Genomic DNA, 12,189 nt, shown 5'->3' on the forward strand with positions numbered 1-12,189 from the left:
AGGCGGGGCACCATGCCAGTTTGCGCCCCTGCGGACCACCCGCCCCTCCCATGCTTCTCCGGAGATCGCCTCCCGATGTCCCGCCCGCGTACCGGCCTGTTTGCGGCCGCTCTTGCCGCCTTTCCTCTTCTCGCTGCCTCGGCGATCACCGCACAGGCGCAGGACACGCTGCGGATCGGCATGGAATCCGGCCCAACCAGCCTGGACCCGCATTACGCCAGCATCATCACCAATATCGCCTTCAGCCGGCATGTCTTCCAGCCGCTGATGGAGCAGGATGCGCGGCAGGTCCTGCGCCCCGCCATCGCGAAGACCTGGCGCGCGGTGGATGACCTGACCTGGGAGATCGCGCTGGACCCCGCGGCCCGCTTCCATGACGGTGCGCCGGTGACGGCGGAGGATGTGGCCTTCACGCTCTCCCGCGCCGGGGACGTGCCGAATTCCCCCTCATCCTTCCGGGTCTATACGCGACCCATCGCCTCGGTGGAGGCGATGGATGGCACCACCATCCGCATCCGCACCAGCACGCCGACGCCGCTGCTGCCCAACTACCTCTCGCTCATCATGATCGTCTCCAAGAAGCATGGAGAGGGCGCGAGCACCAACGACTACAATTCCGGCAAGGCGATGATCGGCACCGGGCCGTACCGCCACGTCTCCTGGCAGCCGGGTAGCCCACTGCTGATGGAACGCAACGCGGACTTCCACGGCAAGGCCGCTGCCTTTGACCGTGTCGAGTTCCGTCCGCTGGCCAATTCCGGCGCACGCGTCGCGGCACTGAATGCCGGCGACATGGATCTCATCGAGATCGTGCCGCCAGACCAGTACGCGAAGTTCCAGAAGGACCAGCGCTTCAGCGTGGCGGAGAGCCCCTCGAACCGCCTGCTCTTCCTGACCTTGGACAGCGACCGCGAGAACAGCCCGCATGTGCGCGGCCGGGACGGCTCCGCCATCCCCAATCCACTACGGGATGCGCGGGTCCGCAAGGCGCTGTCCATGGCCATCAACCGCGAGGCGCTGACCACTCGCGTGCTGCAGGGCCAGGGCAAGCCAGCCGGCGACCTGGGGCCGGAAGGCTATTTCGGCGCCTCGGCCGACATGGCGCCGGAGCCCTTCAACCTGGAAGGTGCCCGGAAGCTGCTGGCCGAGGCAGGTTATCCCAACGGCTTCAGCGTGCAGCTGAACGGCCCTAACGACCGCTTCGTGAATGACGAGCAGGTGGTGCAGGCCATTGCCCAGATGTGGACCCGCGCCGGCCTGCAGACGACGGTGGAGACGCGGCCGCGCGGCGTCTGGCTCTCGGAAGCCGCCCAGCTGAAGTATTCCGTGAACCTGGCCGGCTTCTCGCCGAACCCGGAAGTCCTGGGAATGCTGGAGACGCAGATCCACACCTGGGACACCAAGCTGGGCCTGGGTACCGCCAACCGTGGCCGCTTCAGCAATCCAGAGATCGACGCCATCATCCAGCGTGCCCGCCAGACCATGGGCAACGCGGAACGCGAGAAGCTGACGCAGCAGGCTACCCGCATGGCCATCCGCGATCAGACGGCGCTGATCCCGCTCTACTTCGCGGTCAATACCTGGGCAATGAAGAAGGGTCTGTCCTACGAGGCCCGTACCGACGAGATGACGCTGGCTACCAGCGTCTCTCGCGCGCCCTGAGGCAGGGCTCCGGCTCATGGCAGGCAAGAGCGGCGCCTCGGAAGGACGCAGCGGGCCGAACCTGGTGCAAGGCATCGAACTGGCACCGCTCAGCCCACCTGCCAATCTGACGGCGGAGCTGGTCCGCCGCCTATCTGCCGAGATCCGGGCCGGACGCCTCCGCCCCGGGGACCGGCTGCCGACCGAGCAGGCACTGATGCGGCAGGCGGGTGTTTCCCGCACCGTGGTGCGGGAGGCCGTCTCGGCGCTGCGGGCGGAGGGACTGGTGATGACGCGGCAAGGCGTCGGCGCTTTCGTCGCCGATCCGGCCGCACGCGGGCAGGTGCGGATCGACCCCACGGAGATGCAGTCCCTGGCCGATGTGCTGCAGGTCATCGAACTGCGCATCGCCATCGAAACGGAGGCCGCCGGCCTTGCTGCCGAGCGGCGGGACGAAGCCGCGCTGGCCCGCATCGAGGCCGCGGCCGACGCTTTCGCCCAGGCGGTGGATGCCGGGGAGAATGCTGTGGCACAGGACCTGGAATTCCACCGTGCCATCTTCGCCGCGACAGGCAACGGCTTCTTCCCACGCTTCCTGGAATTCCTGGGGCCGCTGCTGATCCCCCGCCAGACCGTACGCCCGTACCTGGAGGACGGCGCCGCGCGCGCGACCTATCTCTCCCGCGTGCGGGAGGAGCATGGGCAGATTGCCACTGCCATTGCCGCCGGCCAGTCAGGCCAGGCGCGGATCGCGATGCGCCGCCACCTGACTGCCAGCCGGGACCGCTATGCCCGTATCGCCAAGGCCGCCAGGGATCAGTAGGTCGGGATTTCCGGCACCTCGGCCAGATAGGCCAGCACCGAACGCGCCAGAGCCTCGACATCCTCGATGGTCGTGAATTCGTCGGGGCCGGTTGGTGTGCAGGCGGCGCGGCGCAGGCCGCCCAGGAGCAGTTCCTGCACCCCCGCCTGCTGCACAAAGCCCAGAGGAGAGCCCTCCCGGCTGCCGAGGCGCCGGAACCTGCCCATGGGGTAGCCGAAACCCCAGTTCAGCGCCTCCTGCCATCGGGGCCAGTTGGGCCCACGGTCGGGATTCTGCACCGGGGCGCAATGGCCGGACAGCACCGTCTGCACATTCAGATGCCCGGCGTTGACGCAGCCTTCGTGGACGGCAGCCTGCAATTCGCCCAGCACAGACCGGAAATCTTCCCGCGCCGTGTAGCTGCGGCTCAGCAGCAGGTTGCAACTGGCTGGCCACTCAGCGCCCGGCGTGCCGCCATGGATGCTGGTGACGGCCAATGCCGCCGGCGGCTCCTCCTGCCCTGCCTCTCCGGCACGCGATTCGATTTCCTGCTTCAGGCGCAGCAGGCGCGCCATCAGCGGTGCCATGGCCTCGACCGGGTTCACCACCGCCATGGAGCCTTCGGGCGGCTCAAGGCCTTCGACAGAAACGGAAAGGTGGATGCTGCCCAGGCTGCCCGACCAGATGCGAGGCGTCGCAGGCCCATCCAGGCACATCAGATGGCCTTCCACCAGCCCTTCCGCCGCCATGCGGCGCAGCGCCACATGATGGCCGTCGTCACGATCCGCGCAGAAGATCAGCACCGGATCGTAGCTCAGCCCGAGGCCAACGGCATCGGCGGCCCGCAGCGCGGCCCAGACCGCGGCAATGGCGCCCTTCATCTCGGTCGTACCGCGGCCATAAAGGCGGCTGCTCTGTCGCGTCAACGCGAAGGGCGGGCGGGTCCATCCCTCGCCCGCCGGCATGCTGTTCATGCGGAAATAGATGGTGCAGACCCGGCGCCCAGTGCGCCGCGCGGCCACCATGCCGACCGCAGTCTCACCGCTGCCAGTCTTTCCAGGCCCCGATCCCTCCAGCGGCCCAGGCAGCCTGCGGAAGCTGAAGCCGAGCGGGGCAAACATGTCCTGAAGGAGATCGGCATAGGCATGGAAGCAGGAGCTTGGCTGGCCAGAGCAATCGATGCTGACCAGCCGCGCCAAGCCATCGATCCAGCCGGTGGCTCCCAGCAGCGGCGCAGCCAGGGAAAGCCGGTCGAGATCGGCATGGTCATAAAGCGAATGGCCGGCCAGGAAGTCGCCGTCGGTCATCGCTTCCGCATTCCCTTCAGCCAATCTGCCGCTCACTCACCCCTCACCCTGGCCTGCCTCACCTTAGGCCATACCTTGCCTGACCGGTTTAGCGGCTCGGCCAGGAGGCGCAGAGCCTCCTTGGCGTGAAGCACGGGCTTTTGAAAGTAAGCAGACATGCCTGGTCGCCGCCGTAACGGCTCCCAAGCTACCATGGTTGAAGATTGCGTCTAGTATTGCTACCGGCGGTAGCGCCCCTCCGAGCGGCGGTTATGCTCCTCGGCGGCGCCCGGCGGCAGGGGCTCGACCCGGATGTGCGGCTCCGCAGGGTCCGGCTTGCGGGCGGCGGCGGCGAAGCGGGCAGCAGCGTGGCCGGCAACCTCGAAGCGGGTCTCCCGGCCCAGGATGCGGATACGCCCGATCTCGTCCCGCGCCACGTGGCCCCGGCGGCAAAGGAAGGGCAGGATCCATCGCGGATCGGCCTTGCCGTCACGGCCGACATTGAGGCGGAACCAAGCCCCCTCGCCCGCATGAGTGGGACGCGGGGTACGCGGCGGGCGGCGATCCTCCGCCACAGGGCTGAGTTCCTCGGCGGCGGGCAGCGGCGCCTGCAGCACGCGCAGCAAGGCGGCGGCCAGGGCCTCCGGGTTGGTCTGGGCCAGCAGCGCACGGGCCGCCTCCAGTTCCTCGGCCGAGGGCTCCTCGGCGGCGAGGGTCTGGGCTTCGGCAGCAAGGCGCTCCCTGTCCTGAGCACGAATGGCCTCGGCGTTCGGTGCCTCGCCCCAGTTCGCCTCCAGACGCGCCGCGGAGAGCAGGCGCTCGGCGAAGCGGCGGCGGTTCGGCGGCACCACCAGGACACTGACACCCTTGCGCCCGGCACGGCCGGTGCGCCCGCTGCGATGCAGCAGCGTCTCCGGCTCCTTCGGCAACTCGGCGTGGATGACCAGGTTGAGGTCCGGCAGGTCGATACCACGCGCGGCAACGTCGGTGGCGACGCAGACGCGGGCCTTGCCATCGCGCAGCCCCTGCAGCGCCCGGCTACGCTCAGCCTGCGTCAGCTCACCCGACAGCGCCACGGCCAGGAAGCCGCGCTCCGTCAGGTTGGCATGCAGCCGGGCCACGGCGGCACGGGTCGAGCAGAAGACAATGGCACGCGGGGAATCGGAAGCACGCAGCAGGTTCACCACCGCACGCTCGATGTCATGCGGCGCCACCACGGCCACGCGATACTCGATATCGCCATGCTGCCGGCCTTCCTGGGCAGCGGCGATGCGCAGCGCGTCGTTCTGGTAGTTCTCGGCCAGGGTCGCGATGGCGCGCGGCACCGTGGCCGAGAAGAGCAGCGTGCGGCGCCCTTCCGGCGCGGCGTCCAGGATCGCCTCCAGCTCCTCGCGGAAGCCGAGGTCCAGCATCTCGTCCGCCTCGTCCAGCACCACGGCCTTCAGGGCATCGGGAACAAGGTTGCCACGCTCCAGGTGGTCACGCAGGCGGCCAGGGGTGCCGACAACGATATGGGCGCCCTGGGACAGGGCGCGGCGCTCGGCGATCGGGTCCATGCCGCCGACGCAGCTGACCACGCGGCCGCCGGCGGGGGCATAGAGCCAGGCCAGCTCGTTCTTGACCTGAAGCGCCAGCTCGCGAGTCGGAGCCACCACCAGCGCCAGCGGGGTGCGGGGCTGCGGCAGGCGTTCCTCGCCCCCCATCAGGTCAGGGGCGATGGCCAGGCCGAAGGCAACAGTCTTGCCCGAGCCGGTCTGGGCAGAGACCAGCAGGTCCCGCCCCTCGGTCACGGGCTCCAGGACAGCGGCCTGCACGGAGGTCGGCTCATCATATCCACGCTCTTGGAGAGCGCGCAGGAGCACGGCAGGCAGAGAATCAGAAAACGGCATAGGTTCGGGAAAATCCGGCAGCAGGACGTGATGAAGGGCAGCAATGGCCGCGGCAGGAGCGGTGCCATGTGCACGTCAGCGCCTGCGATATGGTTGGTTCTACATGGGTTTGCAGCCTTTTGCATCTTCGGCATGCCTAAAGCGATGGAGGCATTCCCCCAGCGCATAGGTAAGGCCCCCGGAAGCATGCTTGCAGCCACGTCATGCAGGCGTCATTGTAGATAGCGGAAATGCACGCCATTTCCCGCGGAATTTGACGCATGCAGCTTGCGCCGCGACACCAACCGCTAAAGCGCCAGGACGCCTGAACGACGATGATGCGCCGTACCTGTCGGATCTGAACGCCGACTGACCGCCTCCGGGCCAGGCCGCTGCATCGCGTCCGCTCCCCGGATCGTTCCGCCTTTTGCCGAGCCTGATTCGGCCTGCCATCCGGAATTGCCATGTCCTTATCCTCGCCCGGGCCTTCGCCCGCGCAGTCCTCACCCGCCATCCTGTTGCACGGGCTGCTCCGCTATTTCCCCGGCCGCAATGGCAGCGTCACCAAGGCGCTGGATGGCGTCTCGCTCGACGTCGCCCAGGGCGAGATCTTCGGCATCGTCGGCCGCTCGGGCGCGGGCAAGTCCACGCTGATCCGCTGCGTCAACCTGCTGGAACGCCCGACGCAGGGCGAGGTTCGGGTGCTGGGCGAGGACCTGATGCTGCTGGACGATGCCGCCCTGCGGCAGCGCCGGCGCAGCATCGGCATGGTCTTCCAGCACTTCAACCTGCTGTCCTCCCGCACCGTGGCCGAGAACGTGGCCTTTCCGCTGGAGATCGCCGGCGTGCCGAAGGCCGAGCGCGCGGCACGGGTGGCCGAGGTACTGGGGCTGGTGGGGCTGACGCAGAAGGCCGAGAACTATCCTGCGCAGCTTTCCGGTGGCCAGAAGCAGCGCGTCGGCATCGCCCGCGCCCTGGCCCCCCGTCCGCGCATCCTGCTCTGCGACGAAGCCACCAGCGCGCTGGACCCGGAAACGACCCACGACATCCTCGGCCTGATCCGCGACCTGCGGAACAAGCTGGACCTGACGGTGCTGCTGATCACCCACGAAATGGCCGTGGTGAAAGAGATCTGCGACCGCGTGGCCGTGATGGAAGCCGGCAAGGTGCTGGAACAGGGCCGCGTCTTCGATGTCTTCACCCGCCCGACGCATCCCACCACCCGCAGTTTCATCGCCGGCACCATCGGCCATTCGGTGCCGCCGGGCACGGTGGCGCGGCTGCCGCCCCCCCGGCCGGGCGAGGAGAAGCGGTTGCTTCAGGTGCTCTTCGCCGGGCCGAACAGCACAAGGGCGGTGATCTCCGAGGCGTCCCGCCGCTACGGCATCGACCTCGACATCATCTCCGGCCGTATCGACGAGATTGCCGGCGAACCCTTCGGCCTGATGGCCCTTGCCGCCTATGGCCCCGGCACGGCGCTGGATGAAGCCGTGGCCTGGTTCGAGGAACTCGGCCTGACCGTGACCCCGCTGGCGGAGGCAATCTGATCATGATCCCATGGCTGACCCCGAACCTGCAGGACCTCTTCATTGAGGCCGCCTGGGAAACCCTGATGATGGTGGGCGGCGCGGCTGCGATCGCCGTGGTCATCGGCCTGCCTCTGGCGCTGCTGCTGCACGCGACCGCGCGTGGCGGGCTGGCGCAGAACGGCCTCCTGAATCGCCCCGTCGGGCTGCTGATCAATGCCGTCCGCTCCACCCCCTTCATTATTCTGATGGTGGCCATCGTGCCCTTCACCCGGCTGGTGGCCGGCACCTCCATCGGCACCACGGCGGCCATCGTGCCGCTGGCGCTGGCGGCGACCGCCTTCATTACCCGGCTTTTCGAGGGCGCCTTCAACGAAGTGGACCGCGGCGTGGTGGAAGCGGCCCGTGCGATGGGCGCCACGCGCATGCAGATCCTGTGGAAGGTGCTGGTGCCGGAAGCCATGCCCGGCCTGATCGCCGCCGTGACGGTGGCGCTGGTCAGCCTGGTCGGCTTCTCCGCCATGGCCGGCGCGGTTGGCGGTGGCGGCCTGGGCGACCTCGGCATCCGCTTCGGCTACCAGCGCTTCATGCCGGAAGTCATGGCCAGCGTGGTGCTGATCCTCATCCTCTTCGTGCAGGGGCTGCAATCCCTGGGCGACTGGCTCGTGCGCCGCGTCCGGCGCCGCTGAACAAGAACAAGACCATAGAACGGGAATCGCCATGACATCGTTCAACCGTCGTACCCTGCTGGGCGCGGGCCTCGCCCTGCCCGTCGCTTCGGCCGCCTTTGCCCAGGGCGCCGAGATCGGCACCGCCGCGCGCCCGCTGAAGATCGGCGCCACGGCGGGCCCGCACAGCCAGGTGATGGAGAAGGTGCAGGAGATCGCCGCCCGCGATGGGCTGGTGATCCGCATCGTGCCCTTCACGGACTACATCACGCCCAATGCCGCGCTGGCGGATGGCGACCTGGACGCCAATAGCTACCAGCACCAGCCCTTCCTGGATCAGGCGGTGCGCGACCGCAAGCTGCCACTGGTCGCTGTGGGCAAGACGCTGGTCTTCCCGATGGGCGTTTATTCCCGCCGGCACAAGAAGATCGCGGATGTGCCGAATGGCAGCCGCATCGCCATCCCCAATGACCCCACCAATGGCGGCCGCGCGCTGGTGCTGCTGGCGGCCAATGGCGCCTTCAAGCTGCGCGAAGGCGCCGACTTCCGCGCCACCGTGGCGGATGTGACGGAGAACCCGAAGCGCCTGCGCATCCTGGAGCTGGAAGCCGCGCAGATCCCCCGCGCGTTGGAGGAGGTGGAGGCTGCCGCCATCAACACCAACTTCGCCATTCCCGCTGGCCTGAACCCGGTGCGCGACGCCATCGCCCTGGAGAGCGCCGACAGTCCCTATGCCAACCTCATCGCCGTGAAGCAGGGCAACGAGGGCACGCCCTGGGTGAAGAAGCTGCTGGCCGCCTATCAGAACGACGAGATCAAGGACTTCGTGAAGACCACCTTCCAGGGTTCGGTCGTCCCGGCCTTCTGAGACGCAAAGGAACAGTCATCATGATCACCCGACGCTCCCTGATCCTGGCCGGCGGCGCCGCACTGCTGCTACCCGCCGCCCTGCGCGCCCAGAGCCCAGAGATCGGCACCGCCGCGCGTCCGCTGAAGATCGGTGTCACCGCCGGCCCGCATGCCCAGGTGATGGAGAAGGTGCGCGACATCGCAGCCAAGGACGGGCTGGTGATCCGCATCATCGAGTTCACCGACTACATCCAGCCCAACATGGCCCTGGCCTCTGGCGACCTGGACGCGAATTCCTTCCAGACCCAGCCATTCCTGGACCAGCAGGTGCAGGATCGCGGCCTGAAGATCGTCTCGGTCGCCAAGACCCTGACCTTCCCGATGGGCATCTACTCGAAGCGGGTCAAGTCGGTGGACGCTCTGCCGCAGGGCGGCCGCATTGCCATCCCGAACGACCCGACCCAGGGCGGCCGCGGGCTGATGCTCTTCGCGAAGGCGGGTGTCCTCAAGCTGCCGCCGAACGCCGATGTGAGCGTGACGGTCGCCGATATCGTCGAGAACCCGAAGCGCCTGCGCATCCTGGAACTGGAAGCCGCGCAGCTGCCCCGCGCGCTGGACGACGTGGACGCGGCGGCCATCAACACCAACTACGCCATCACCGCCGGGCTGCAGCCGACCCGCGACGCGATCGCCATCGAAGGCGCCGACAGCCCGCACGCCAACCGCATCGTGGTGCGGCAGGGCGACGAGGATAAGCCCTGGGTGAAGAAGCTGGTCAGCGCCTACCAGAATGACGAGGTGAAGGCCTTCGTGGCGCAGACCTTCTCCGGTTCTGTGATCCCCGGGTTCTGAGGAGCCGAAGATGCAGCGTCGTTCCCTTCTGCTGGCCGCGGCCGGCGGGTTTTTCCTCCCCAAGGCCCCGCGCGCCCAGGGCGCGGAGATCGGCACCGCCGCGCGCCCTTTGCGCGTCGGTGTCACCAGCGGCGTGCATGCCCAGGTGCTGGAGCAGGTGCGTGACGTGCTGGCGCGCGAGAATTTCGTCGTGAAGATCACGGAATTCTCGGACTTCATCCAGCCGAATGTGGCGCTGGCGGGTGGTGAGATCGACATCAACACCTACCAGCACCAGCCCTTCCTGGACGCGCAGAAGGCGCAGCGCGGCTACGACTTTGTGCCGGTGGGCAAGACCGTGCTGACCGTCATGGGCGTGTTCAGCCGCAAGGTGAAGAACCTGGCGGACCTGCCCAACGGTGCCCGTGTCGCCATCCCGAACGACCCCACCAATGGCGGCCGCGCGCTGCTGCTGCTGGCCAAGGCGGGCGTGTTCAAGCTGCGGGAAGGCGCGGACTTCAAGGCCACGGTCGCGGATATCGCCGAGAACCCGAAGCGCATCCGCATCGTGGAACTGGAGGCCGCCTCGATCGCCCGCAGCCTGGATGACGTGGATGCCGCGGCCATCACCGGCAACTACGCCGTGCCGGCGGGGCTGAACCCCGTGAAGGACGGGCTGGCGGTGGAAGGCGCGGACAGCGTCTATACTGTTCTCGTCGTCACGCGCCGTGGCGACGAAAACAAGCCCTGGGCGCAGAAGCTGGCCCGCGCTTATGCCGACCCGGCCGTGAAGGCCTTCGTGGAGAAGACCTTCGGCGGCTCGGTAATCGTGGGTGCCTGATCAGGCGGCGTAGCGCGAGAGCGCCAGATCCGCATACTCGATGTTCGGCCGCTGGCCGCCGACCAGATCGGCGGCCAGCTTGCCGCTGCCGCAGGACATGGTCCAGCCCAGCGTGCCATGGCCGGTGTTCAAGAACAGGCTGGGGTATTTCGTGCCGCCGATGATGGGCGTGCCATCCGGCGTCATCGGCCGCAAGCCGGTCCAGAACTTCGCTTCCTCGTAGCGGCCACCGCCAGGATAGAGATCACGCACGGAATGCAGCAGGGTCTGCTTGCGCTCCTCATGCAGCCGTGTGTCGAAGCCCGCGATCTCGGCGGTGCCGCCGACGCGGATACGGTCGCCCAGCCGGGTGATGGCGATCTTGTAGGTTTCGTCCATCACGGTGGAAGTCGGTGCTGCGGCGTCATCGGCCACCGGCACTGTGATGGAATAGCCCTTCACGGGGTAGACCGGGACGCTGAGCCCCAGCGGTGCCAGCAGCTTGGGTGAGTAGCTGCCCAGCGCCAGCAGGTAGCGGTCGGCCTTCAGCAACCCAGCGCTGGTCTCCACGCCGGCGATGTCGCCGTTCTCCGCCAGGATGCGGTTGACGGAAGTGCCGTAGCGGAAGCGCACCCCCTTCTCCTCGCACAGGGCCGCCAGGCGCTGCGTGAAGATATGCGCGTCGCCCGTCTCGTCGCCAGGCAGGTAGAGGCCGCCGACGAACTTCTCGCGCACCCGCGCCAGGGCAGGCTCGGTCGCCACGCAGGCATCGGCGTCCAGCACCTGGAAGGGCACGTCGTATTGCTTCAGCACGCGCAGGTCGTCACCGATGTGGTCCAGCTGCTGCTGGGTGCGGAACAACTGCAGCGTGCCCCGCTCCCGGTGATCGTACTGGATACCAGTCTCGGCGCGCAGGTCGGCCAGCGCAGAGCGGCTGTATTCCGCCACGCGCACCATGCGGGACTTGTTGGTCTGGTAGGCGGATTCGGTGCAGTTCTTGAGCATCTGCCAGAGCCAGGACCACTGCACAGGGTCCATCCGCGGGCGGATGACCAACGGGCTGTGCCGCATGAACATCCACTTCAGCGCCTTGAGCGGAATGCCCGGCGCCGCCCAGGGCGAGGAATACCCAAAGGACACCTGCCCCGCATTGGCGAAGCTGGTCTCGAGGCCAGCGCCGGGCTGGCGCTCGACCACCTCCACCTCATGCCCCGCGCGGGCCAGGTACCAAGCCGAGGTGGTGCCGACCACGCCGGCGCCAAGAATGAGAACCTTCATTGCAGCCATGCTCCGCCACGCGCCAGCGGGCGCGCGATTCCATGAGACTAGGCGGAACTGCACAGCATGTGGTTGCTATCAGCCGAAAGTCATGCGATTCCAGTGACACGAATTAGAAGATCCTGCGAAAGTGACGAAGATTCTGCACCCACCCTCCCTGGATGCCATTGACCATAAGATCCTGCGGCTGCTGCGTGCCGATGGTCGCATGAGCAATGCCGATCTCGCCGCCGCCGTTGGCCTGTCCGCCTCCGCCTGCCTGCGCCGCCTGCGGCAACTGGAAGCCAGCGGCGTCATCCGCGGCTACACCGCCATCATCGAGGACCCTGCCCCGCAGGCCCGTACCGTGGTGATCGTGCAGATCACACTGGAGCGGCAGACAGAGGATGCCTTCAACCGGTTTGAGGCAGCCGTGCGCCAGTGCCCCGAGGTCTGCGAGTGCTACCTGATGACCGGAGCCTCTGACTACCAGCTCCGAGTCGAAGCGCGAGACCCCGGCGATTACGAGCGGATCCACAAGGAGCAGTTGTCTCGCATGCCCGGCGTGGCCCGCATCCAGTCCGCCTTCGCCATCCGGACGGTGGTCCGGGGGGTTTCTCCCGCCTGGGTCGAGGATTAGG

General features: G+C 67.8%; 11 protein-coding genes. 8 read left to right on the forward strand and 3 right to left on the reverse strand.

Annotated elements, in window-relative coordinates; all coding sequences use genetic code 11:
• Positions 1-75: 75 nt before the first annotated feature.
• Complete coding sequence (locus tag IBL25_RS00205; RefSeq protein ID WP_187776531.1) at positions 76-1,662, forward strand: ABC transporter substrate-binding protein; 1,587 nt, start codon at positions 76-78, stop codon at positions 1,660-1,662.
• Between the two features lie 16 nt (positions 1,663-1,678).
• Positions 1,679-2,464 carry a FadR/GntR family transcriptional regulator gene (locus tag IBL25_RS00210; protein ID WP_187776532.1) on the forward strand — a complete coding sequence of 262 codons (786 nt, stop codon included), beginning with the start codon at positions 1,679-1,681 and terminating at the stop codon, positions 2,462-2,464.
• On the opposite strand, the gene IBL25_RS00215 is transcribed toward IBL25_RS00210, so the two are convergent.
• Positions 2,458-3,750: a M20/M25/M40 family metallo-hydrolase gene (locus IBL25_RS00215; protein WP_187776533.1), complete on the reverse strand. Its 1,293-nt coding sequence runs from the start codon at positions 3,748-3,750 to the stop codon at positions 2,458-2,460. The two genes, IBL25_RS00210 and IBL25_RS00215, sit on opposite strands and share 7 nt — an antisense overlap.
• A 218-nt stretch (positions 3,751-3,968) precedes the next feature.
• The gene (locus tag IBL25_RS00220) at positions 3,969-5,543 is read right to left on the reverse strand and encodes a DEAD/DEAH box helicase (protein WP_367615514.1); all 1,575 of its coding nucleotides are present in this window, start codon (positions 5,541-5,543) and stop codon (positions 3,969-3,971) included.
• Positions 5,544-6,061: 518 nt separating this feature from the next.
• On the opposite strand from IBL25_RS00220, the gene IBL25_RS00225 reads away from it, so the two are divergent.
• The 5 genes from IBL25_RS00225 to IBL25_RS00245 are packed head-to-tail and all read left to right on the forward strand — an operon-like array spanning position 6,062 to position 10,312.
• On the forward strand, positions 6,062-7,144 hold the full coding sequence (locus tag IBL25_RS00225) for a methionine ABC transporter ATP-binding protein (RefSeq protein ID WP_187776535.1): 1,083 nt from the start codon (positions 6,062-6,064) through the stop codon (positions 7,142-7,144).
• 2 nt (positions 7,145-7,146) lie between these two features.
• Positions 7,147-7,812: a methionine ABC transporter permease gene (locus tag IBL25_RS00230; protein ID WP_187776536.1), complete on the forward strand. Its 666-nt coding sequence runs from the start codon at positions 7,147-7,149 to the stop codon at positions 7,810-7,812.
• Positions 7,813-7,843: 31 nt separating this feature from the next.
• Entirely contained in the window at positions 7,844-8,659 is an 816-nt protein-coding gene (locus tag IBL25_RS00235; RefSeq protein WP_187776537.1) for a MetQ/NlpA family ABC transporter substrate-binding protein, read from the forward strand.
• A 20-nt stretch (positions 8,660-8,679) separates the two neighbouring features.
• A complete protein-coding gene (locus IBL25_RS00240; RefSeq protein ID WP_187776538.1) occupies positions 8,680-9,492 on the forward strand; it encodes a MetQ/NlpA family ABC transporter substrate-binding protein in 813 nt (270 codons plus the stop codon).
• Between the two features lie 10 nt (positions 9,493-9,502).
• Positions 9,503-10,312 (forward strand): MetQ/NlpA family ABC transporter substrate-binding protein, encoded by an 810-nt coding sequence (locus IBL25_RS00245; protein ID WP_187776539.1) that lies wholly within the window; start codon positions 9,503-9,505, stop codon positions 10,310-10,312.
• On the opposite strand, the gene IBL25_RS00250 is transcribed toward IBL25_RS00245, so the two are convergent.
• Entirely contained in the window at positions 10,313-11,569 is a 1,257-nt protein-coding gene (locus IBL25_RS00250) for a D-amino acid dehydrogenase (protein ID WP_187776540.1), read from the reverse strand.
• A gap of 130 nt (positions 11,570-11,699) precedes the next feature.
• On the opposite strand from IBL25_RS00250, the gene IBL25_RS00255 reads away from it, so the two are divergent.
• Positions 11,700-12,188, forward strand: a complete 489-nt coding sequence (locus IBL25_RS00255; protein ID WP_367615515.1) for an Lrp/AsnC family transcriptional regulator — start codon at positions 11,700-11,702, stop codon at positions 12,186-12,188.
• The last annotated feature ends 1 nt before the right edge of the window (position 12,189 follow it).

The sequence above is a fragment of the Pseudoroseomonas ludipueritiae genome, from assembly GCF_014490445.1.
Lineage (GTDB): Bacteria > Pseudomonadota > Alphaproteobacteria > Acetobacterales > Acetobacteraceae > Pseudoroseomonas > Pseudoroseomonas ludipueritiae.

Coding starts and splice junctions, on each gene's coding strand:
- IBL25_RS00205 (WP_187776531.1), top strand. CDS start 76: ATGTCCCGCCCGCGTACCGGCCTGTTTGCGGCCGCTCTTGCCGCCTTT.
- IBL25_RS00210 (WP_187776532.1), top strand. CDS start 1,679: ATGGCAGGCAAGAGCGGCGCCTCGGAAGGACGCAGCGGGCCGAACCTG.
- IBL25_RS00215 (WP_187776533.1), bottom strand. CDS start 3,750: ATGACCGACGGCGACTTCCTGGCCGGCCATTCGCTTTATGACCATGCC.
- IBL25_RS00225 (WP_187776535.1), top strand. CDS start 6,062: ATGTCCTTATCCTCGCCCGGGCCTTCGCCCGCGCAGTCCTCACCCGCC.
- IBL25_RS00230 (WP_187776536.1), top strand. CDS start 7,147: ATGATCCCATGGCTGACCCCGAACCTGCAGGACCTCTTCATTGAGGCC.
- IBL25_RS00235 (WP_187776537.1), top strand. CDS start 7,844: ATGACATCGTTCAACCGTCGTACCCTGCTGGGCGCGGGCCTCGCCCTG.
- IBL25_RS00240 (WP_187776538.1), top strand. CDS start 8,680: ATGATCACCCGACGCTCCCTGATCCTGGCCGGCGGCGCCGCACTGCTG.
- IBL25_RS00245 (WP_187776539.1), top strand. CDS start 9,503: ATGCAGCGTCGTTCCCTTCTGCTGGCCGCGGCCGGCGGGTTTTTCCTC.
- IBL25_RS00250 (WP_187776540.1), bottom strand. CDS start 11,569: ATGAAGGTTCTCATTCTTGGCGCCGGCGTGGTCGGCACCACCTCGGCT.